The sequence below is a fragment of the Paenibacillus sp. SEL3 genome (genome assembly GCF_054602585.1).
On record NZ_CM137725.1, the window covers coordinates 3,072,230 to 3,095,153 of the forward strand.

At 43.6% G+C, this 22,924-nt stretch carries 20 protein-coding genes; 11 read left to right on the forward strand and 9 right to left on the reverse strand.

Going from position 1 to position 22,924, the window contains the following annotated elements:
- The first annotated feature begins 69 nt into the window (after nucleotides 1–69).
- Together ACYCS5_RS14250 and ACYCS5_RS14255 are read left to right on the forward strand one after the other, a co-directional pair.
- Nucleotides 70–1,200, forward strand: a complete 1,131-nt coding sequence (locus ACYCS5_RS14250) for an RDD family protein (RefSeq protein WP_459761240.1) — start codon at nucleotides 70–72, stop codon at nucleotides 1,198–1,200.
- Nucleotides 1,201–1,497: 297 nt separating this feature from the next.
- On the forward strand, nucleotides 1,498–2,538 hold the full coding sequence (locus ACYCS5_RS14255) for a CdaR family transcriptional regulator (RefSeq protein WP_459761241.1): 1,041 nt from the start codon (nucleotides 1,498–1,500) through the stop codon (nucleotides 2,536–2,538).
- A 171-nt stretch (nucleotides 2,539–2,709) separates the two neighbouring features.
- Here the strand turns inward: ACYCS5_RS14255 and ACYCS5_RS14260 are convergent, their stop codons facing one another.
- Complete coding sequence (locus ACYCS5_RS14260) at nucleotides 2,710–3,855, reverse strand: glycerate kinase (protein WP_069012311.1); 1,146 nt, start codon at nucleotides 3,853–3,855, stop codon at nucleotides 2,710–2,712.
- Nucleotides 3,856–3,876: 21 nt separating this feature from the next.
- A complete protein-coding gene (locus ACYCS5_RS14265; RefSeq protein WP_025719225.1) occupies nucleotides 3,877–5,172 on the reverse strand; it encodes a GntP family permease in 1,296 nt (431 codons plus the stop codon).
- A gap of 212 nt (nucleotides 5,173–5,384) precedes the next feature.
- Between ACYCS5_RS14265 and ACYCS5_RS14270 the strand changes: the two genes are divergently transcribed.
- From ACYCS5_RS14270 to gnd, 4 genes are all read left to right on the forward strand, one after another.
- On the forward strand, nucleotides 5,385–6,116 hold the full coding sequence (locus ACYCS5_RS14270) for a GntR family transcriptional regulator (RefSeq protein WP_029518875.1): 732 nt from the start codon (nucleotides 5,385–5,387) through the stop codon (nucleotides 6,114–6,116).
- Nucleotides 6,109–7,647: a gluconokinase gene (gene gntK / locus ACYCS5_RS14275; protein WP_318627776.1), complete on the forward strand. Its 1,539-nt coding sequence runs from the start codon at nucleotides 6,109–6,111 to the stop codon at nucleotides 7,645–7,647. Before ACYCS5_RS14270 ends, gntK begins: the two co-directional genes overlap by 8 nt.
- A 27-nt stretch (nucleotides 7,648–7,674) precedes the next feature.
- Entirely contained in the window at nucleotides 7,675–9,021 is a 1,347-nt protein-coding gene (locus ACYCS5_RS14280; RefSeq protein ID WP_029518877.1) for a GntP family permease, read from the forward strand.
- Nucleotides 9,022–9,128: 107 nt separating this feature from the next.
- Nucleotides 9,129–10,532: a decarboxylating NADP(+)-dependent phosphogluconate dehydrogenase gene (gene gnd, locus ACYCS5_RS14285; protein ID WP_459761242.1), complete on the forward strand. Its 1,404-nt coding sequence runs from the start codon at nucleotides 9,129–9,131 to the stop codon at nucleotides 10,530–10,532.
- Between the two features lie 196 nt (nucleotides 10,533–10,728).
- Here gnd and ACYCS5_RS14290 read toward each other — a convergent pair whose 3' ends face one another.
- The 3 genes from ACYCS5_RS14290 to ACYCS5_RS14300 all read right to left on the reverse strand — a co-directional run bounded on the left by ACYCS5_RS14290 (nucleotide 10,729) and on the right by ACYCS5_RS14300 (nucleotide 14,008).
- Nucleotides 10,729–11,685, reverse strand: coding sequence for an endo-1,4-beta-xylanase (locus tag ACYCS5_RS14290; protein WP_459761243.1), 957 nt, complete (start codon nucleotides 11,683–11,685; stop codon nucleotides 10,729–10,731).
- A 298-nt stretch (nucleotides 11,686–11,983) separates the two neighbouring features.
- Nucleotides 11,984–12,922: an alpha/beta hydrolase gene (locus tag ACYCS5_RS14295; protein ID WP_165146376.1), complete on the reverse strand. Its 939-nt coding sequence runs from the start codon at nucleotides 12,920–12,922 to the stop codon at nucleotides 11,984–11,986.
- A gap of 24 nt (nucleotides 12,923–12,946) precedes the next feature.
- A complete protein-coding gene (locus tag ACYCS5_RS14300; RefSeq protein WP_025722808.1) occupies nucleotides 12,947–14,008 on the reverse strand; it encodes an LLM class flavin-dependent oxidoreductase in 1,062 nt (353 codons plus the stop codon).
- 317 nt (nucleotides 14,009–14,325) lie between these two features.
- Here ACYCS5_RS14300 and ACYCS5_RS14305 point away from each other — a divergent pair, with 317 nt between their 5' ends.
- Nucleotides 14,326–14,907 carry a TetR/AcrR family transcriptional regulator gene (locus ACYCS5_RS14305; RefSeq protein ID WP_459761244.1) on the forward strand — a complete coding sequence of 194 codons (582 nt, stop codon included), beginning with the start codon at nucleotides 14,326–14,328 and terminating at the stop codon, nucleotides 14,905–14,907.
- A 146-nt stretch (nucleotides 14,908–15,053) separates the two neighbouring features.
- Here the strand turns inward: ACYCS5_RS14305 and ACYCS5_RS14310 are convergent, their stop codons facing one another.
- A complete protein-coding gene (locus tag ACYCS5_RS14310) occupies nucleotides 15,054–15,464 on the reverse strand; it encodes a YjdF family protein (protein WP_459761245.1) in 411 nt (136 codons plus the stop codon).
- 286 nt (nucleotides 15,465–15,750) lie between these two features.
- Here ACYCS5_RS14310 and ACYCS5_RS14315 point away from each other — a divergent pair, with 286 nt between their 5' ends.
- Nucleotides 15,751–17,199: a DEAD/DEAH box helicase gene (locus ACYCS5_RS14315; RefSeq protein ID WP_029518884.1), complete on the forward strand. Its 1,449-nt coding sequence runs from the start codon at nucleotides 15,751–15,753 to the stop codon at nucleotides 17,197–17,199.
- A 56-nt stretch (nucleotides 17,200–17,255) separates the two neighbouring features.
- On the opposite strand, the gene ACYCS5_RS14320 is transcribed toward ACYCS5_RS14315, so the two are convergent.
- On the reverse strand, nucleotides 17,256–18,338 hold the full coding sequence (locus tag ACYCS5_RS14320; RefSeq protein WP_239645252.1) for an elongation factor G: 1,083 nt from the start codon (nucleotides 18,336–18,338) through the stop codon (nucleotides 17,256–17,258).
- A 307-nt stretch (nucleotides 18,339–18,645) separates the two neighbouring features.
- Here ACYCS5_RS14320 and ACYCS5_RS14325 point away from each other — a divergent pair, with 307 nt between their 5' ends.
- Together ACYCS5_RS14325 and ACYCS5_RS14330 are read left to right on the forward strand one after the other, a co-directional pair.
- Nucleotides 18,646–19,236: an RNA polymerase sigma factor gene (locus ACYCS5_RS14325; RefSeq protein ID WP_459761246.1), complete on the forward strand. Its 591-nt coding sequence runs from the start codon at nucleotides 18,646–18,648 to the stop codon at nucleotides 19,234–19,236.
- The gene (locus tag ACYCS5_RS14330; protein WP_459761247.1) at nucleotides 19,197–20,264 is read left to right on the forward strand and encodes a DUF4367 domain-containing protein; all 1,068 of its coding nucleotides are present in this window, start codon (nucleotides 19,197–19,199) and stop codon (nucleotides 20,262–20,264) included. The genes ACYCS5_RS14325 and ACYCS5_RS14330 overlap by 40 nt, the downstream gene beginning before the upstream one ends.
- Nucleotides 20,265–20,355: 91 nt before the next feature.
- On the opposite strand, the gene ACYCS5_RS14335 is transcribed toward ACYCS5_RS14330, so the two are convergent.
- A complete protein-coding gene (locus ACYCS5_RS14335; protein WP_459761248.1) occupies nucleotides 20,356–20,931 on the reverse strand; it encodes a histidine phosphatase family protein in 576 nt (191 codons plus the stop codon).
- Nucleotides 20,932–20,962: 31 nt separating this feature from the next.
- Complete coding sequence (locus ACYCS5_RS14340) at nucleotides 20,963–21,886, reverse strand: AraC family transcriptional regulator (protein ID WP_459761249.1); 924 nt, start codon at nucleotides 21,884–21,886, stop codon at nucleotides 20,963–20,965.
- Between the two features lie 185 nt (nucleotides 21,887–22,071).
- Here ACYCS5_RS14340 and ACYCS5_RS14345 point away from each other — a divergent pair, with 185 nt between their 5' ends.
- Nucleotides 22,072–22,818 (forward strand): SDR family oxidoreductase, encoded by a 747-nt coding sequence (locus ACYCS5_RS14345; protein WP_049817054.1) that lies wholly within the window; start codon nucleotides 22,072–22,074, stop codon nucleotides 22,816–22,818.
- Nucleotides 22,819–22,924: the final 106 nt, after the last annotated feature.

Consider the following 22,924-nt stretch of genomic DNA (forward strand, 5'->3'; position numbering starts at 1 on the left):
TGTTTTCCTAAACATGGATTATAAAATGACCGTTAATATAAGGAGTGTGTTTTTAATTATTAAGAAGAGGTGTATTTTTTGGACGAACAGCACGTATCACACAATCCGCAGGAATCTTCAAGACAGATGTACATTCGGCATGGCCAAAATTATGGGGCAGACACCAATAGGATGGCCGAAATATCAAAAACGTACGGGAATTCTACTCTGTTTAGACGGTGGGGAGCAACGGTTTTTGATTGCATATTTTTTTATCTTGGGTATATTTGTTTTTTTATTTCAGTCATTCAAATAACGGATAGATGGTTTTTGCCTTTAGCGATTGCATCCCGTTGTATTCTGCTTATTGCTTTCTTCAGCTATTATTTGCTTTTGGAAGGTTACACAGGCTATACGCTGGGTAAGTTCGTCTTTCGTATTAAGGTGGTTAACGGAGAAGGTAAGCCTCCTGGTTTTCTTAAATCACTCATTCGTACGCTGCTCAGGCTAATCGACACCAATCCGTTGCTAATGGGTGGGATACCTGCTGGTATCAGCGTGTTAGTAACTGCATCAAGACAACGAATTGGTGATTTAGCTGCAGGTACATATGTTGTAAAGGTACGGGATTTAGAGCCGATTAGCAAAAAGACAATGAAACGTTCGCTGTTTATATTTTTTACCGCCATAGTGATCTTGGGAGCCTCGTTTGTAAATGCTATTTTTATACTGGCAAACAATTACGTGCCTTCTGAAGCTCCGGTGAGCAAGAAAGAGCAAAGCTATGTGAGTAAAGATGGACGATTTCAAATCACGGCCCCACTAGACTGGTCAACAGACCCGGACCGTGAAGGAAAAGCAGAGATTGCGATATTTAATCCGTACATTCAAAAGTCCGTTGTGGTACTATCCCACTCGAAAAAGCAATTGGGCAATATAACTCTCCAACAGTATGGTAAGAAAGCTGAAAATAACTTAACCAAAGAGTGGAACCTGTCCAGTGTAGGACCTGTCTCTAATACAACCATTCATGGATATCCTGCCCTTGAGTTCGTGATTAAAGGCAAAAAAGATGTGGATAAATATATCACCCACGTAGCGATTATAGAGACCGAAAAGAATTACTACCAGGTGCTAGGATATGCACCAGCGTCTAAAGACGGCCGTTTAAAGAAAGAACTGCACGACATTATCTATAGCTTCCGCGAAGTTCTTCATTAGTCAGCGTGGCTGGCAATAAAAAGGATAGACACAAAAGGCAGGTGCTCCTCAGAGCCCTGTTTTTTTTGCGTACAACTATACTCTCCTCCATAGATTACAACTCAATACTAAAATATATAACATCGTCTAATGGATTAACATAATACGCTGCATTTTCACATCTATGATAAAATTGACTGACATGCTCGGCGACCTGCCTTATCATATTGTTCAGATGCACAATAAATTGGAAACCCTTTCATAAAGGTAGTACATTAAGGTACACTATATCACGATAGATAAAGGAGGAATCCGGATTTGTTTCAGCTCTCCGAAAAACAAGCCCAAGACATCGTAGACAAAATGATGAAGGATATTCCATACAATATCAATATTATGAATGAACGAGGCATCATCATTGGCAGCGGCGAGAGTGAACGAATCGGAACCATTCACCAAGGAGCTGTTCAGGCGCTCGAAACCGGCAAAATGATCGAAGTGTGGCAGGACGGCCACTATGAGAAAAAGGGAACCAATGAACCGATTGTCATTCATCATGAGTTAGTTGGCGTGATTGGTATTTCAGGCAATCCCGATGAAGTGCGTCCTTTTTGCAATATTGTTAAAACTACAGTATCTCTCCTGATTGAACAGCGCATCTCCTTGGAGCATCTGGCCCACGAAGCCAACCGCAAAAAATCTGTGCTGGAAATGTTGTTAAATCATCAGGGAGCCTACACGCAAAAAATAAAAAAAGAAGCAGCTCAATATCACATTGATTTGCTTCTAAAAACTTCGGCTGTATATGTAAAGTATCTGCCTGCTGATCCAGCTCATCTAGCTGAGTTGTCCAATATATTCATGCAGCATCCATCCTTTCGTATGGAGGAAGACTGCTATCTCATCCTGATGCAAAATCAGGAACCGACAGACAAACTGCTAGAGCCACTTGTGCGCAGCCATCCCGATGTGCTAATTACGGTCAGCAGACAAGAGCACAACATTGCGGATGTTTATATGCAAGCCAAGTCAGCTATGAATGTTTTACTGGCTTTGCGCCCGCCTGTGCAAAAAATTTCTTTTGCGGAAGTCGAATTTCTGGTCAAATTGAGTCAAACGAACCTGACGAACACGATCTATCTGGTGAGCAAGCTGGAAGATACCGTGGATTTGCTGGATACGCTGCGAAGCTTTATTAACCATAACGGCAGTGTCTCCTTTACCGCAGATGAATTAAATATTCACCGAAATACGCTGCAATACCGCCTGAAGCGCATCCATACCTTAACCGGTAAAGATCCCCGGAATCTCCTTCAGCTTTTTGAGCTTACGCACGGCTTATTGGCACTGTATCAATGAACAGCTTTATCACGTCAGACCATGCGCCAGTAATATCATATTTTCGCTCGCCGTCACTCCCAATCTCTCAGTCAATCTGGCTTTGGCTAAACGCGGGGCTACAGGCGAGCGCTCGTATAATATGGTATCTGTATTATGCCGTTTTGTGTTTATAATCGCTTCTCCATCTGTTCATTTCTCGCTGAATTGAAGTACTCTTGCGATATTCTCGCACGTACGCTCTACATTTTGCGGCCCTTCGGCCAGCAGCTTACCGAGCTCCGAGGCTCCCGGTACGATGCCGAACACCGCATCTATTCCTTCCTTGTACAACGTGTCGATCCCTTCCCCGATATAACCTGCAACCGCAATAACCTTTTTGCCAGACTGTTTGGCCGCCTGAGCTACTCCATAAGGAGTTTTACCGAATTTAGTCTGAAAATCAATACCGCCTTCCCCCGTCAAAACGATATCGGCCGTGGCAAGCTTTTGTTTTAAACCGGTGTATTCAATCACAATTTCAATGCCTTTTTGCAGCGCCGCTTGAGTGAAAATCAATAAGCCCGCACCCAATCCACCTGCTGCGCCTGCGCCTGGGAGATCGCGCACATCCTTGCCTAGTTGCTGCTTCACCACATCGGCATAATGGGCAAGATTGGCATCCAATTGCTGCACCATCTCCGGGGTTGCCCCTTTTTGTGGCCCGAATACTTGAGAGGCCCCATGCTCTCCGCACAGCGGATTTGTCACATCACAGGCTACAATCAGTTGTACCTGCTGCAACCGGTCATCCAGTGATGAAATATCGACACTGGCCAGCTCGCCCAGACTACCGCCACCGCGCGGAAGAGTATTGCCTGTTGCATCCAGAAATCTGGCGCCCAGTGCTTCCGCCATTCCTGTACCGCCATCATTCGTCGCGCTTCCGCCAATGCCGATGATAATTTTTCGAATTCCCTGGTTCAGACATTCACGGATTAACTCCCCTGTACCGTAGGTGGTTGTCTTTAACGGGTTCTTGTTATCCTTGTTAACCAGATGGATTCCACTGGCGGATGCCATCTCGATTGCCGCCGTGGTGCCGTCTCCCAGCAAGCCGTATGCAGCAGTTACAGGTTCTCCAAGTGGTCCTGTCACCTCAATATAACGAACCTGTCCGCCTGTCGCATCCACCAGTGACTGCACCGTTCCTTCACCGCCGTCCGCCATCGGTACGTGGACGTAATTCGCTGCTGGATAGACCTTGCGCAGTCCTTTCTCCATCGCGATACACACTTCTTTAGCCGTCATGCTTTCTTTAAAAGAATCTGGTGCCAGCACAAATGTTTTCTCTCTCATCTTCTCACCCCATTGTAAATATTAAAGTAAAAATCCATACATGAGTGTCGCTACAATTGCCATCGTCCCACCCACAATAGCTTCGTAAGGAATCAATCCCATCCGTTGTTTAATGCTCATTTTCATGCTGTCTGCCGTGACGTGAAAATAGTTGCCCTGCGGCAAGGAATCAATGACTGTAGCTCCTGTATGCACCATCACAGCTGCGGCGAGCGGGGCCGTCCCCATGTTCAGAATGGCTTCCCCAAACGAGCCTGTCGCCAAAATAACTCCCGTCGAGGTGGACGCCGTGGCGGCTGCCATCAGAATACCTGCAAGCGGTGCCAAAAATGTACCGGAAACTCCCGAAGCTTCAATCAGGCCAACCACCTGTGCAGACAAGTTGGAGGCAGAGATCAGACCGGCAATCCCGCCTGCACCGATCAAAATCAGCACAGTCGCTGTCATTTTATTTAAACCGGAGGCCGAATACTTCAGGATATTGCGCCCTTGTCCCATGGCCAGCATACCCACAATCCCGGCGATCGGCAAAATGTACATCGCATCCACCTTGAAACTCGAAAGTGCTTCAATGCCGGAGATGGAACCAATCGGGTTAATCATCAGCAAAATAACAGCTACCAGCGGGGCTACAATCGCCCGTCCCAACGCTGGATATTTCGATGTATCGACATCACTGTCCATAATATCCTGGTCGGACACCTTCACACCTTTGGTTTTCAACATAGATGCCACCAATACAGTCATGATTAAACCGCATATCGCAGGAACCACGCCCGCCAACATCACGTGGCTTAAATCCAGATTAAATCCGCGCGCCGCCGCAATCGTATTAGGATTGGGAGAGATGATGTTCCCCGCTTTTCCGCCTCCAGACAAAGCCAACAGGAGCGCCAGCTTGGAAATCCCCATTTTGTTACCGACCGACAATGCAATAGGTGCCACAATCAGCACGGCAACGGGAATAAATACACCTACCGCCGTAATAATCATCGTCGCTAAGGCTAGTGCGAGTATCGCTTTACTACCGCCAAATTTCTTTACAATAGCCTGCGCAATCGTCTCCGCCGCCCCGGATTCCATCATTACGCCTGCCAATACACCTGCGGCAAGCACACGAATGACCGTCCCCATCACACTTTGCGTACCGCTTATTAACACGCTGATCGTCTGCTCCAGATTGGCTCCGCCCAATAAAGCGCCTACAATAGCTCCCAAAAATAAAGCATAAACCGGATTCAGCTTTCTTAATATCAGAATAATTGCAATAGCCAGCCCTGCCAGAGCCCCTATCCAACTGATCGTCAATCCTTCCATCTGTCTAACCCCCCGGGCAATTTTTGATTACGCTTTCATTATATCGATTGCTGTATGTGAAAAATATTGAAGAACAGACGAAATTGATTGTGCATTTGCACAAAAAAGTCCGAACAGGCTTACAAAACAAATTTAATGAATACGCTTGCAAATTTAAAATTTAAGATTATAATACCTGTATACAAGTATACTTGATTAATTGAGAAGGTGAAATGATGGTCGAATCAGAATTCCTATATCCCTCCAAATGGCTTTTAAAAGCCTCAGCTGGTGATCGCGTAACTTCCGAGCTTAGAATGCGCATTATTTCTGGCGGGATTGAAAGCGGTACCATATTATCTGAAAATAAACTAGCTGCTGATTTCACTGTAAGTCGCTCACCCATTCGTGAAGCGTTAAAAATACTGGCATCCGAAAATATCATTCGATTAGAAAGAATGGGAGCCGTTGTTATTGGTTTATCAGAAAAAGAAATAGAAGAAATTTATGATGTCCGTCTGCTCATAGAATCCTTCGTATTTGAACGTCTTGTAAAGATGGACACTGATGATTTGGCGAAGGAACTTAGTAAAATACTCGAAATGATGAAAGTCGCCATTAAATATGGTGATGCTGATGAGTTTTCATATCAAGATGTCTTATTCCATGAAACGATTATTCGTGCAGTCAATCATTCTCATATTCTGATGATTTGGAATAATCTAAAGCCTGTTATGGAAAGTCTCATTCTTTTGTCGATGCGTATGCGTTTCAAAGAAAAGTATGAAGATTTTACACGGATTATAAACAATCACGAACTTTATATTGAAGCAATCAAAGCAAAAGATAGAGACCTCATGATCAAGTCTTTACATGAAAACTTTGATGATGTTCAAGGTAAAGTAGAAGACCTATGGATGTCACAACAAATGCTATCTAAAGGAGTCGTGCAACCAAATGACTAACTATATGTTGGGTGTAGATATCGGGACCACAAGTACGAAAGCCGTTCTATTTAGCGAAAAGGGCGAAGTCATCCAACAAGAGAATATTGGATACCCGCTTTATACACCGGACATAGCGACAGCTGAACAAAATCCAGAAGAGATATTTCAGGCTGTCCTACAGGCCATTTCGAATATCATGAAACATCACTCACAAAAAAAGCTATCGTTTGTTTCATTTAGCAGTGCCATGCATAGTGTCATTGCGATGGATGAACATGACCTCCCACTTACGTCTTGTATCACTTGGGCAGATAATCGAAGTGAAGCATGGGCACATAAAATAAAAGATGAGCTGAATGGCCATGAAGTCTATAAACGAACAGGAACACCCATTCACCCCATGTCACCCTTAACAAAAATAGCTTGGATTGTGAATGATCTTTCTGAAACCGCTGTCAAGGTTAAAAAGTATATCGGAATTAAAGAATATATTTTCAAAAAGTTCTTTGATCAATATGTAGTGGATTATTCCCTAGCTTCTGCCATGGGCATGATGAATCTAGAAAAATTAGATTGGGATGAAGAAGCATTAAAAATTGCGGGTATAACCCCTTCTCAATTATCTGAGCTCGTGCCAACAACCCAGATATTTACCAACTGTGATTCAGATTTAGCAAAAAAGATGGGGATCGATCCACAAACATCGTTTGTTATTGGAGCTAGCGATGGAGTCCTTTCTAATCTAGGTGTAAATGCGATACGAAAAGGCGAGGTTGCCGTCACAATTGGGACAAGCGGTGCCATTCGAACCATTATAGACAAGCCTCAAACAGACGAAAAGGGAAGAATATTTTGTTATGCCTTAACAGAAAAGCACTGGGTTATTGGGGGGCCGGTGAACAATGGCGGGATGGTCCTTCGCTGGATCCGTGACGAACTTGCCTCATCAGAAGTAGAAACAGCGAAAAGACTAGGAATTGATCCATATGATGTACTAACCAAGATTGCTGAACGTGTAAGACCAGGATCTGACGGATTGTTATTCCATCCATACCTGGCTGGTGAACGTGCGCCATTATGGAATCCAGATGTACGTGGCTCATTCTTCGGTTTGACGATGTCACACAAGAAAGAACATATGATTCGCGCAGCCCTAGAAGGAGTCATTTACAATTTGTACACCGTATTTTTGGCATTAACTGAATGCATGGACGGTCCCGTGACCCGAATTCAAGCTACTGGAGGCTTCGCGAGGTCAGATGTTTGGCGGCAAATGATGTCCGATATATTCGCATCTGAAGTCGTCGTTCCAGAAAGCTACGAAAGTTCTTGTCTAGGAGCTTGTATTTTAGGCTTGTATGCCACCGGAAAAATCCAGTCCTTTGAAGTCGTCTCTGAAATGGTTGGCAGTACCAACAAACATACACCAAAAGAAGAAGCAACCAAGGAATACAGGAAATTGCTGCCGATTTTCATTAACCTATCCAGAGTATTAGAAGACGATTATACACGGATTTCCAATTATCAAAGAAGCTTAATTAAACACTAAAAAGATAAAAAGCAGGGGGTAATTACAATGCCATTAGTTATCGTAGCGATTGGAATTTTAGCATTACTCGTTTTAATCATGGGCTTCAAATTGAACACCTTTATTTCATTAATCATTGTATCGTTCGGTGTCGCTCTAGCACTTGGAATGCCATTAGAGGAAATTGTCAAAACCATCGAAGCCGGATTAGGCGGAACCCTTGGTCACTTAGCGTTAATCTTTGGACTTGGAGCGATGTTAGGTAAGTTGATCGCTGATTCTGGTGGTGCTCAACGAATTGCCATGACCCTCGTAGACAAATTTGGTGAAAAAAATATTCAATGGGCGGTCGTAGCTGCTTCATTCATTATCGGTGTAGCGCTATTTTTTGAAGTAGGATTAGTATTATTAATTCCAATCGTATTTGCCATTTCAAAACAATTAAAGGTTTCTATCTTACATCTCGGTATTCCGATGATTGCAGCTTTATCCGTAACACACGGTTTCTTACCTCCACACCCAGGGCCGACAGTTATTGCCCGTGAATATGGCGCGAACCTTGGTGAGGTTTTACTTTACGGTTTCATTATTGCCATTCCAACCGTTATCTTAGCTGGACCTGTATTTACGAAGCTTGCCAAAAAACTCGTACCTGCATCATTTACGAAAACTGGTAATATTGCCTCTTTAGGTGAACAAAAAGTATTTAAGTCCGAGGAAACTCCTGGATTTGGAATCAGTGTATTTACTGCAATGCTTCCTGTCATTTTAATGTCTATTGCTACGATTATAACTTTGCTTCAAAAAACAATGGGATTTGAAGATAATAGTTTACTAGCAGCGATCCGTTTTATTGGTGATGCATCAACTTCCATGTTAATTTCCTTACTGGTAGCTGTCTACACCATGGGAATAGCAAGAAAAATCCCAATCAAAAATGTAATGGCATCTTGTACAACGGCTATTACTCATATTGGGATGATGCTCTTAATCATTGGGGGCGGCGGAGCCTTCAAACAAGTACTGATTAATGGCGGCGTAGGCGACTATGTAGCTGAATTATTCAATGGAACTACATTATCACCCATTTTACTTGCCTGGATCATCGCTGCAATCTTACGTATTTCCTTAGGTTCTGCAACTGTTGCAGCTTTAACAACCGCTGGTTTAGTTATACCGATGTTAGGACAATCCGACGTTAATCTTGCTTTAGTTGTGCTCGCCACGGGAGCGGGTAGTTTAATAGCTTCACATGTTAACGATGCTGGTTTCTGGATGTTTAAAGAGTATTTTGGTTTAAGCATGAAAGAAACATTTGCAACATGGACATTGCTTGAGACCATCATTTCGGTAGCCGGATTAGGATTTATTTTAGTACTAAGTTTATTCGTATAAACCACGATTCCCGGGCGGTAGATCCCCCACTTATTTTTCTTAGAATCTTCTAAGTTTATAAGTGAGGATCTACGGCCTATTCATTTCAAACAAAAGGAGCAGAAAAAATGTCCAACACAATTGGTGTCATTGGTTTAGGGGTAATGGGCCGTAATATCGCCTTAAACATGGCTGGTAAAGGCGAGCAAGTCGCTGTCTATAATTATACGAGGGATTTAACGGACGATCTTGTCAAAAAAAGTGAAGGTCACTCCATCCATCCCTACTACGAAATTCAAGATTTTGTCTGCTCCTTAAAAACTCCAAGGAAAATTTTCCTTATGGTAACAGCGGGCAAACCGGTTGATTCGGTAATAGGTACATTAGTACCCTTCCTTGAAGCAGGCGATGTGATCATGGACGGTGGTAACTCCCATTACAAAGATACGGAACGTAGATATGATGAATTGAAGTCAAAAGGAATCGGTTATTTAGGAATCGGTATTTCCGGCGGCGAAGTTGGGGCTTTACATGGACCTTCGATCATGCCTGGTGGAGATAAAGACGTATATGAAAAAGCATCTCCTATTCTAACAAAAATAGCAGCCCAAGTGGGCGGAGATCCTTGCTGTGTTTATATGGGTCCAAAAGGATCCGGTCACTTTGTAAAAATGGTACATAACGGAATCGAGTACGCAGATATGCAATTAATCGCAGAAACCTATACATTTTTAAGAAAAAGGTTACGTTTATCTGTGAATGAAGTTGCTGATATCTTTGAAATATGGAATCAAGGGGAACTGAAAAGTTATTTAATCCAAATCACAGCAGAGATTTTACGGAAAAAGGATGATGTAACAGGCTTACCATTAATCGATGTGATTCTGGATAAAACGGGGCAAAAAGGCACAGGTAAATGGACAAGTATTCAAGCAATTGATCATGGAATCCCATCATCCATTATTACAGAGTCATTGTTTGCCCGTTACATCTCCTCTTTAAAAGAGGAACGAGTTTATGCAGAAAATATCCTGACAGGCCCAGAGATTGATCAGCGAAGTTTAGATAAAAATGTGTGGATTGAGTACATTAGACAAGCTTTTTATATGGGTAAAATTTGTGCCTACGCGCAAGGATTTATACAATATAAAATGACTTCTGAGCTTTACGGATGGAATTTACCTTTACAGGATATTGCCCTTATTTTCCGTGGTGGTTGCATCATTCGTGCCGAATTCTTGAATGTAATAAGCGAAACATATCAAGAACAGCCGAATTTGGCTAATCTATTAATCGCCCCGTATTTTGCTGAAAAGGTTAAAGAATATCAATTGGGATTGCGAAAAGTAGTCTGTGAGGGTATTAATTCTGCTATTTCGTTTCCATGTTTAGGTGCTTCACTTACTTATTTCGATAGTTACCGGACAGGCATTTCAAATGCTAACCTTTTGCAAGCACAAAGGGATTATTTTGGTGCCCATACTTATGAACGAAGTGATGCAGCAGGGTCCTTTCATACAAACTGGCAGTGATCGATAGTGGTAGTAAATCTCCAGTGCCCTAATGAAGTGGTTCCTTCCCTTCATTAGGGCACTCCTCGTTTAAGCTAAATAAAAAGAAGCCTTGGGCGTATAACATTTCATCCAAGACTTCTTCAAATAAACATCTACCCAGCCCAGACATTTGGCAAAAGTTCGCATCTGTTGGGGTTTAAGTGCCACCCATAGCTTATCTTTGCAGATATTGTCTCAGCCATTGGAGCGCGGGACGTTCCGTGCCGTTAGAGTTCAGCAGATGTGTGTTCGGCTTCCAAGTTTGCCCCTGGATATATCCCCAGAGCGTAACTCCCTTCACTGAGGAATGTTGCCAGAGTACCGGAAATTTCTCCTTGTATCTGGCAAGCTGGGTGTTGTCGTCGCCAGTTATATCCAGTTCTGACACATAGATTGGCAATCCTGTTGCCGCTAGCTTGTTCAGTACAGTGTTCATCGTGTTAACTGAAACAGTGTCCATGCTAAACTGGTGGCATTGGATACCAATTCCGTCAATCAGGCCTCTGCTCTTGAGCTGATTAATAATATTGACATATTGGTCGGTTAACGAAGGATCATTGATAATTCCATATTCATTGATCAGCAGCTTAGCATTGGGGAAGGCTTGTCTGGCCTGTTGGAACGACCATATGACCCAATCCCATCCGGTCGACCCGTCACCACCAATGGCATTGCGATAGGACGGCTTCTGATGCAGCGGCTCATTCACCACATCTACAAACTCCGCATTCGGATAGCGTTGACCTGCTGCTTTAATCCACTGAGTCACTTCCGCTTTCTGATCAGCAGCCGACAGCCCCCTAACCCAACCTGGCTCCTGGGCACCCCATACCAACGTATGGAACTTGAACGGGAAGCCATTGCTACGGGCATAATTGTAGGCGGTATCGGCCTGTGACCAGTTCATGTTGTTACGGTTGCCTTCAACCGATTCCCACTTAGTCGAGTTTTCCGGCGTCACTTGATTCCAGTATGTCCCGTAACTAGGAGGGACACTGCCCGCAATGACATTCCCCAGGAATTTGCTACCGTTCGCCATACTGGCACTAGCCGGGTTTATCAGAACTGATGATAACAACACACCCGCCAACGCCAAGCCGCTTACCAACTTGCCCACTTTAAATTTCGACATACAATCTCCTCCTCATACGTATAGTTTTTTAATATTCCTACTCTTAAATAAATCGCTTACATTTCCAATTATAAGAATGTAAGGTTATTATCTGCTACATGTAAAAGTAAAGATTTTACCCGAAAAACTTTACATCATTGCGGGGCGACTGAAAACCTGGTGCTCCTTTATCCCAAACAACTCCGAAATGACAAAAAAAGGTTGATGCAAAAAGTGATATGCTCCCCTTACAGTAGCAAGTTTTAACCTGCCTACTCTTTTGGGAACATATCACTTTGGAGACTGCCTATTTAATAGTTTAAGGATTAAGGGCTCTTGCAATTGCGTCTACATAACTTTGGCTAGCACGTTGGCTTACTTCTGCTTGTGGAACTATTCCCTCAAAATTGTGGAATGTGCCGGGATACAGATGGAATTCGACGTCCACCCCCGCTTGGGCAAGGCGTCCCACATATTCGATCGTCTCATCTCGGAATAGATCGAGCTGGCCTACGCACGTATAAGCCGGCGGCAGCCCAGCCAAGCTTTCTGCTCTCGACGGCACCGCATATGGGGACACCTCGCTATCTTCGGTACGATTGCCTAAGTACATGTTCCAGGCCGCCAAGTTGTTCTTCCGGTTCCATGGTGCGTTATCGGCCGTAATTTCATGACTTGACGCCGTAATACTGCGGTCATCGATCATCGGATACAGCGGCATTTGGAAAATGAGGGCTGGCCCACCTTTGTCACGAGCCATTAAAGCAAGTGCTGCGGTCAGCCCGCCGCCCCCACTTGCTCCTGCAATGGCGACCCGATCTAAGTCAATGCCCAGCAGCTCCGCTTCGTCGGTCATCCACGTCAAAGCGGCATAACAGTCATCGATGGCAGCCGGGTAGGGATGCTCAGGAGCAAGTCGGTAATCGACCGATACGACGACGCATTTGGCCGCCTGCACGAAGCGTTCGCACAAAGCATCGTCCATATCAGGATGCCCCATCACATAGCCTCCCCCGTGAATCCACAGCATGGCCGGTAGCCTAACGTCAGTTCGCTGAGCAGGTTCGTAGATTTTGACTAATATCTCGCCTGCTACACTCGGAATCATCCGGCTTGTCGTGCGTACGTGCTCCGACTGCTCAATAGGAGGACTAGACAAATAGCTTCTGCTCAGCTCTAAATTCTCTTCCAGTTGAAAACCAGGAAATTGTGCGATTACTGACCTTAATTCTGGTAATAAACGATTTTCAAAATCCATGCAAGTCACTCCTATGTTTGGTTTTTACAATCTTTTCTCCGTCTCCGCTTCCCACTTGGCTATTTCCTTCCGAACTCGGGGTGCTACCTCTGTTCCTAGCAGCTCAATGGCTCTCATCACTTCGGCATGCGGCATCGTGCTTAACGGAACATACAGCATAAAGCGAGTAACACCTACATGTTTGCGAAGGTGAATGATCTTCTGGGCAACAGTCTCTGGATCGCCGACATACAGCGCACCTTCAAAGCTGCGCGCGGCATCGTAGCTAGAACGATCATAATGTGCCCAGCCCCGCTCCCTGCCCAATCTATTCATACCTGCCATCGTAGAAGGGAAATATGTATCTGCAGCTTGCTCATTATTCTCTCCGACAAATCCTATCGAGTGCGACCCAACCCTAAGCTTTGATTCATCATGACCGGCGTGCGCTGCTGCCTTCTTATAAAGCTGGACAAGTGGTGCAAAATTTACCGGATTCCCGCCAATGATCGCGAGTATCAAGGGCAGTCCTAACAGACCTGCCCGGATAGCAGAATCCTGCCTGCCCCCGCTGCCAACCCATATGGGTAAAGGATTCTGAACCGGCCGTGGATACACACCCAAATTGTTAATTGCTGGCCGATGTCCGCCTTTCCAGGTTACTTTTTCGGACTCCCGTATTTTAAGGAGCAATTCCAAATGTTGTTCAAACAGCTCATCATAGTCTTCCAAGTCATAGCCGAACAGTGGAAAAGATTCAATAAAGGAACCTCGACCCGCCATAATCTCCGCACGTCCATTCGAAATACCATCCAGCGTAGCAAAATCCTGAAAAACGCGAACGGGATCAGCTGAAGAAAGCACTGTCACTGCACTGGTCAGCCGAATCCGTTTCGTCTGCGCTGCAGCCGCTGACAGCACAACTGCTGGTGAAGATGCCGAATAATCCTTCCGATGATGCTCACCTACACCAAACACATCAAGCCCCACTTGATCAGCAAGGATAATTTCCTCGACAACTTCGCGCAATCGCTGTGCGTGACTTATCACTTCACCTGTCTGAACGTCGGGCTTTGTTTCTACAAACGAAGTAATACCTATCTCCATCGTCCATCTCTCCTATTCTAATAGCTTTCTTTGTATGTTAATTAAATACCGGTAAAATATCATACCGATCGGTAAAATATTTTTCCCAGTAAATATAACTCATTAAAAAGAGTAATGTCAATAAATATAGTAAAAATCTTTGATTTATCCTCATACTGATATCTCCTTGGTGCGATAAACCAATCTGCATTTGACAATATAACGGGCTAATTATAAGATAATAACATACTAACTGGTACGCAAATAAAGACCCCTAACAATTATGATCAGAGTCATGGAATTAAGAATAAAATTACGAACAATGAGAGGTATTGATTATGGGACGAATCCGCGAATTTGACGAAGATAAAGTATTAGATGCAGCTATGCAAATATTTTGGGAGAAGGGATATGAAGCTACCTCATTAAGTGATTTAACGTCCAGAATGGAGATTCAACGACCCAGTATATATTCCACTTTTGGAGGCAAAAAAGAATTGTTCGAGGTTGCGCTGCGCAAATACATGATGTCCCGTGCTTCTCTGATCCGAACCAAACTTCAAAGCAATCCATCTGTAAAAGAAGCATTTCGGACTTTCTTTGAAGGTGTGGTCGATGAGGAATATGCGGAAAATCCTAGAAAAGGATGCTTTTGCATTAATACAATGGTTGAACTTGCGCCCCATGATGAGAAGTTTGAAATTCTTACAAGGGAGCATCAAATGTACCTAGCGGTTATATTTCAAGAAACCATTGAAAGAGGTATACAATCAGGTGAGCTTGAGATCGGGCTCAATGCGAAGGCTGTATCACAGGCGCTAGTCGTATCGTTAATTGGACTGACCGTAATGATAAAGTCTCGTCCAGAACGATCATTTATTAATAACACGATAGAGGTGACACTTACACTGCTTAAGTAATTTGGAGTCATTCATTTTAGCGGATACCAATCTCTATATGACAGTTTAAAGGGCACCCAGTCGGGTGCCCTTTGTGCGTAACACATATTTTTACATATGCTGATATAAAACATGCGTAACAATTGCGGATAAGGATGGAAGTTTTATTAATGCCCGCGATGTTTTTCTTTCGCTTTCTTCTCCTTTAATTCCCTTATCCGTGCCTTCATGGATTCCCTTTGCTGTTTAGAGTAAGCATGTTTCTCCAACTTGCGCTTCTCATACTCTAACTTTAAGGCCTCTTGTGCATTGGAAGAGACCCCCTTCTGCCTTAATTCATACGCTGCCTGTCTTGCTAGCCGCTTCGGATTGACCTTCTTCGTTTCAGACCACTTTACAGCCACCTCTTGTGAGAGCCGACTAACAAGTTCCCACATTTCCTCACGGATAAAATGGAGAATTTCCTCGTCCTTAGGCTCTGTACCAAAGATGTGCCTAGCTGCCTTCAATTTCCCTTGGTCCTGCTCTTCCACGACTCCAACCCAATACTGTCCATCATGATAAACTGTAAGCTTCATTTTAAACCCCCTCATTTTAAATCGAAACGATGGACATCCCGAGGGGGGAAGGTTACTGACATGGTACTCTTGGAATCTGAGAGTCATTCATGCGTCTGGACTACCAACCAGACTGTGTTTTTTCGTCCCAGAAAAAGTATAGTTGCCTTACTGGAAAACAGCAAGTTAATCGCTGATATGTATTAGAGTGAACCTGGATATAGAGTATACTAGATGAGTATAAGTTCGGTACACGATGACATGATATATGTAATGGTACTTAAATACAGCACAGAAGAGGTTGAAAATGAGTCAGAAGCATTTTACAGATTACGCATTAAGTGAAGAAATTGTAAGAGCGCTGAATAGCCTGGGCTATGAGACGCCAACAGAGATTCAGACGGAAGTCATTCCTGTGGCGCTTGAAAAGAAGGATCTTGTCGCCAAATCGCAAACAGGTAGCGGCAAAACAGCAGCATACGGCATTCCAATCTGTGAGCTAGTAGATTGGAATGAGAATAAGCCCCAAGCTTTAATCCTGACGCCAACCCGTGAACTCGCGTTACAGGTCACCGAAGACATCACGAATATTGGACGCTTTAAGCGGATCAAAGCAACACCCCTTTATGGGAAACATCCTTTTCATATCCAAAAGGCCGAGTTAAAACAAAGGACACATGTGGCTGTAGGTACGCCAGGACGTGTACTGGACCATATTGAACGAGGGACGTTACCGTTAGATCGGATTGCCTATCTCGTGATTGATGAAGCTGATGAGATGCTGAATATGGGCTTTATCGAGCAAGTTCAGTCGATTATTCAAGCGCTGCCTAGTGATCGGGTTACCATGTTATTCTCCGCTACCTTCCCTGAGGACGTAGCCACACTGTCACGTAAATATATGAAAGATCCTGTTAGAATTGAGATTAAAGCGACTGGTATAACGACCGCTACAATTGATCACTCTCTTATTCAGGTGAAGGAGTCAGACAAGCTGGCACTACTGCAAGATCTGCTCATTGTTGAGAATCCTGACAGCTGCATTATTTTCTGTCGTACGCAGGAGAATGTAGATACATTATTCAGGGCATTGGCTGATCTTGAATATCCATGTGATCGCATTCATGGTGGCATGGAGCAAGACGAGCGATTTGAGGTAATGAATGCATTCAGAAGGGGTCAATTTCGTTACTTGATTGCAACAGATGTTGCCGCACGAGGAATTGATATCACGAATATCACCCATGTCATTAACTACGATATTCCCCTTGAGAAGGAAAGCTATGTTCACCGCACAGGACGTACGGGACGTGCTGGCAAAACGGGGAAGGCCATTTCCCTCATCACTCCTAAGGATGGCCGAAGATTAGCTGATATCGAAGCATATATTGGATTCGCGATTCCGCAGGTAAAGGCTCCCTCAGAAGAGGCTGTTGACCTCCGTAGAGAAGATTTTGAGCAAAAACTGCATGTAAAAACCGCACTCAAAAAAGATAAGCGCGAGCAATTAAACCAACAGATTATGAAGCTGAACTTTAACGGCGGTAAGAAGAAAAAACTTAGAGCTGTCGACTTCGTGGGGACCATCGCTAAGCTTGACGGAGTCAACGCAGATGATATCGGGATCATTACGATTCTAGATAATGTGACAGATGTCGAGATTCTGAATGGCAAGGGTCCATTGGTGCTTGAGATTATGAAGAATACAACCGTAAAGGGTAAGCTGTTAAAGGTACGCAAAGGGAATAATAAGTAGAAGTATGCTGCATAAAAGAAGGTGAGGCAACCCGCCCGTACAGCCGATAGTTTTCGTTAGCTAACGGGCGGGATTGCCGAGTTTACCTCTTGATCGTTTAATTCATCTTTCCATTTATCGATATCATAAATCACTTTAAATTTTTCTGTTAACTGAGTATCATCTTCAATTGGCACAAAGCTGTTTAATTCTATATGGAAGTCCGAAACATCTTTTTTATGGTCATACATCTCTTCTAGGATATCGATAATTGAGGAAAGTCTAGATTTAAATGATAACTTATAGTCATCTTCGTCCTTGAGTATACATCGATTTTCTACCCCTCTAAAAAAGGAGTTCTCTTCAAAATATAGCTTGTTACAGGTCATTTGGATCTGCATCAATGGTTCGCATATTTGCCAATCCGCTTGCTGCATAGCGGTTCTGAGTGATATATGTGCTCCACTAATGTAATAATAATCCCGATAAAAACACATTGAACAAGAAGCCTTCATCATTTTAATTTTTGAATCTACAGCAGGGTACCCTAATACAAATCCTTCAGCTAACAATTTCCTGGAAAAGTAATCTAACGATTTTACGAATAATTGGTATCCATGCTCCTTACCTTCCTCATCATCTTTATGACAGCAGTAATGAATAATATCTTCATTCACTTGTTTATTTTCATATTGATATCCCATCCCAGCCTCTAAATGACCAATATGAATTTCGACTCCTGCAAATAAGTCATTTAAACTTGTTATTCTGGAATGATTGCCTTTCAAATTTATGTTCAAGTCAGCAGTACATTCTCTATAAAGTATGCAGGTGTCTTTGATATTCAGGTTTATATCTTGTCTTTTCATAAAATCAGCGATTCTCTTGAGATGCAAGTAATCAATTCCTATAAAAATTATTTTCTCATATTCAATAGCCCCAGCAGCAGATTGATTAAAATGAACAGCAATACAAACATCCTCATCGTATGCTATTAATGTCTCAATACTCTCAGCCACCCTATTCCGTAGCGCAACTTGTCGAGGAAATGGCATGGTTAATCCAATGTATTTTGATTCTAGGTTAGGCAGCAGCTTCATTTGATCATGAAGGTAAAGCATCACATTATCAAAATTATATTTCTTAGCACTTACATTCATTAGAAACCGTATCCTCTCCTATTTATTTACGAGATGGCCCCAAAGCGTCCTCATAAGGCTTTTTATGAAGAATTCCGTAGACCTCCTTCTTATCAATATCTTAATTTCATTTTAACACCCCCCACTTCCACAATATACCTTTAACTCTATAAAACTAACTACGTGAGTGATTATTGTTCTGCTTTATCGTACTCTCTTAGAGAGTAGATTTAATACTAAAAAAATTTAGAAAAGGTGTCCCTTTCGGTCATCTTCATTTGTTATACAGATATAATTTTCTTTTTGATCAGAGGAGGTGCCTAAATTTTTGAATGAGGAAATCGAATACAAAATCAAACGAGTTCAAGCTGGCGAAATCCAGGATTACGCCTACATTGTGAAGGAGTATCAGCGTCAGATATTTGTGTATTGCTGGCGGCTATTAGGAAGTGAGCATGAGGCAGAAGAAGCCGTACAGGATATTTTGGTCAAAGCTTTTGAAAAAATTAACATGTACAAACCGACAATGGGCTTCTCCTCCTGGCTGTATAAAATGGCTTATCATCACTGCCTGAACTTGATTCGCAGGAAGAATCTACAGCGCAAATTTAAGATTACCCTGTTCACCTCAACTAATATGACTTCAGACAGTGCTGCGCAGGTTTTGGAACGTCAGCTTTTCAGTGAACCGCTGAGCCGGGCATTAGACCAACTGAATGCAGAAGAACGAAACCTGTTGGTGCTGCGCATTTTTGAAGAAAAAACGTTTGGAGAAATCGGGGAAATTATGAACAAGAGCGAGGAAGCTATCAAGAAAAAATACGGCAGAACAAAAACAAAGCTTAAAAAAATAATGGAACCCTTAAAGGAGGACCCGAAATGCGTGAATTACAAGGCAGAAATCAGGAACAAAATCTGAAATACACCGATCCAAAAGACAAAGACTTAAAAAACATGGACAAGCTGACAGAACCAGAAAGTGTCCTAAAAATCCAAGCTTTTGACGTTTCTGACAAAGTGATGGAACAGGTCTACCAAAAGGTGACGCCCAAAAAGGGGTTCATTGTAAAAATGCGTCTTCAACCGCGCATTACCGCTCCCATTATGATCTTACTTTTTGTGTTAGGGGCTTCTGTGACCGGATACGCCGCTTCGCAATATCTTGAATTCCGCAACAGTAAGGGCGACGTTGTATTAAATACCGCCAAAACACCTGCCGAAACGGACGCCTCGAAAACGTATACCTCCACCTACGCACAGTGGAACGAAAAAGTGAAAGATCGCTTGCAGCCCGGAGAGTATGCTGCCTATTACGTCAAGGACGATTCTATGAATCAGAACAACCTATCTAATCCGGCCCTGTTTGCGTACAAGCCAGCTGAACTTTCAAGTTTCAACAGCTTACAAGATGAAATCAAGCGAACTGAGGCTCCATTATTCAGCAACCCCACTCATCTACCAGATGGCTATCAGTTTGAATTCGGATACGTCTATCCAAGCGCTGCATATCCTAGGATGATGGATAAAAAGGAATATCGAGCTTTAACCGATAAACTGATGCAACAGGCCCAAGCTGCACCGGAGGGTGAACATCTGTTTATTCAAAAGCTGAGCTGGGACAAGTCAGACACCTCCTTTGCCCGGTATGCGAGAGGAAACGACTATGTAAACATTACCGTCACCAAATACACTTCTGAAGTCACAAAGACAACCATCATGCAAAATGAACAGGATTCGGCTGAGCAACTGACAATTAAAGGAACCAAGGCCTATTACATCAGGGCAAGCAAAACAAGCAATCCCTTGGAGGCCGGAAAAAACCGACTGGGCTGGCTTGATGAAAAAAGACGGTTACACTTCAACATATCTGATAACCAGGACAGTCCACTGACCAAGGAAGACCTGGTAAAAATAGCCGAGGATCTGCTTAACGCTTCACCGCAATAGCTATAAAAGAAAAGCTTTGAAGAGAGACCATCCTTTTTTAGGGGTGGTCTCTTTTTGGAGAATAGTCCTTATACCTTTTCCTCACAAACTATTACGGCATGTTCCACAATCTTTTCACCTCAACTAATTCCTGATCATTGAATTCCATTCTGTATACGTCTGGCTTGGATGTGTGTAGTAAAAAATCCAAATCGTACTGCTTGTCATAATGCCCCATCATTAAAGTCATTACAGCTCCATGAGTGCCTAATGCGACTTTCCGTCCTCGGTAGATTATTAGCAATTCCTTTAAGACTGTTATACTTCGATTCTGACAAACTGCATTAGACTCTCCTCCCGTTAAAGCAAAGTTGGGATCAGAAAATGACTTATCTAACAAAGGGAATAATTCATCATCGGGCATTCGGTTGTCTTCATTCAAAAAAATTCTTTCTTTAAGATCCTCGAGTATTAAAACTTCTTGTCCTGAGCATTGAGCTAATTCTTGAATGGTTAGGATTGCCCGTTGATATGGACTTGAAACGAAAACCTCGATCCCCTCTCCTCTCAATAACTCAGTTATTTGAAAAGCATCTGACTTACCTTTATCAGTCAAACCTCTTGTTCTTTCATTTCCTTCCGTCTTTGGTGATTCGCCATGTCTCACCATGTAAATGAAAGTTTTCATATTAACCTCCACGGATCACCCGATAAACTTCTCAATCAACTGAGACACTAAGAGAATTACGCAAATGTTTAACATCACTCATCGGTGGCCGTCCAAACATGCGTCCATATTCTCGGCTGAACTGCGAAGGACTCTCATAGCCAACGCGAAAGCCTACAGTGGCGGCCTCCAATCCCTCCGAGAGCAGTAAGCGGCGTGCAGCCTGCAGTCGAATGGCCTTCTGATACTGCAGAGGACTTATAGCCGTTACCTTTTTAAAGTGCTTGTGTAAGGAAGAAGGGCTCATGTTTACTTCCTTCGCCAATTCCTCGATCACAAGAGGCTTAGAGTAATCGCAGGTAATCAGATGGATCGCTTTGGAGATGCTATGTGCATAGCTGCCAACTACGGCAAATTGCCTGATTAAAGCTCCCTGCTCACCTTGTAATACACGATAAAGGATCTCGTGCGTGATAAGCGGCGCAAGAAACTGAATATCCGCAGGCGTATCCGAAAGTCTGACAAGCCGAAGCAGCGCATCAAGCAGCAGAGGGTCAAATTGGCTCACCAGTATGCCGCGTCCAGTCTTAACGTTACATGGAGGAGGACTCTTCTTGATAATGTCCAGGATGGCGTCTGGACTAATGGATAATTGAAGACTGAGATAAGGAAGCTCCGACGAGGCTTGAGTTATTTTACCAGTTACTGGAAGTTGAACTGATGTGACCATGTAGGTTGTTGGATCGTACACATAGTTTTCTCCAGCCAGCATTGCTGTCTTTGAGCCTTGCGCAACCACGTACAGGGAGGGCATATGGACCGTATGATTCAGCTCGGACACATGGCTTGCACGTCTGAAATAAAGTCCTGGCACAGACGAAACAAACGTACCGTCCGAAGACGCGCGTTGATCAATCAGACGAATCAGTTCTTGTAGATTCGTAGAAATATCAGAGGGGGGAGGAGACGAAACCATTCATGCTTCACCTTCCTTTCCGTTGAACGCTAATATTGATGTGCTAATTATATGCACGCCGAATAGGATTAGGCAAGAATTGGACTTGATCGGTCTACCTGTCTCAACTGAATTCTACTTAAAATTTACTTGCAAGGCCAACAAAGGGCCTAAGGCAAATAGATCAAAGAAAGAAGGATGGGGCTATGAGTTTGGAAGGAAGAATAGAGAACAAAGTCGTCGTGATTACAGGTGCAAGCAGCGGAATTGGAGAAGCAACAGCACTGTTGCTTGCCGAGCGTGGAGCAAAAGTCGTGCTTGGGGCGCGCGGGGTGGACCGCCTTGAAGCACTGGCGACACGTATTACGAATAGGGGTGGCGAAGCTGTCTATGCACGCACTGACGTTAGACGGCGCGAGGATCTGTGCAACCTCGTTACTTTGGCTTGCGAACGATACGGGAAGCTGGATGTTCTCGTCAGCAACGCTGGCGTTATGCCTATATCCCCTCTCGATGATCTGCGCGTGGAAGATTGGGAGCACATGATTGACGTCAACATTAAAGGCGTTTTGTATGGCATTGCTGCAGCGTTGCCTGTCTTTCGCAAACAGGGTTTCGGACATTTCGTGAACACTGCTTCTACAGCAGGACACAAGACCGTTCCGAACCAGTCGGTCTACTCTGGTACGAAGTTCGCCGTACGCGCCATCTCAGAGGGGTTGCGCCAGGAGGCTGGCGATAAGCTGCGCGTAACCATCATTTCGCCAGGTATTGTGCAGACAAATTTCACCGAAAGTTTAACAGACCCGGCTATAAGAGATCAACTCGCCGTCATCCGGGATAAACTAGCCATGACACCAGACGCGGTAGCCCGCGCAATTGGATTCGCAATTGAACAACCGGCTGACATTGATGTGAACGAAATCGTGATCCGTCCAACCGCACAAATATAACATAAATAGATAGGGGCACCTCCTCTTGTGAGTGCGCCCCTATCTATTCATACATAAAGCTTTACCATGGAAGCTGTTCATCCATGTGACATCGAAAATGCAGAAG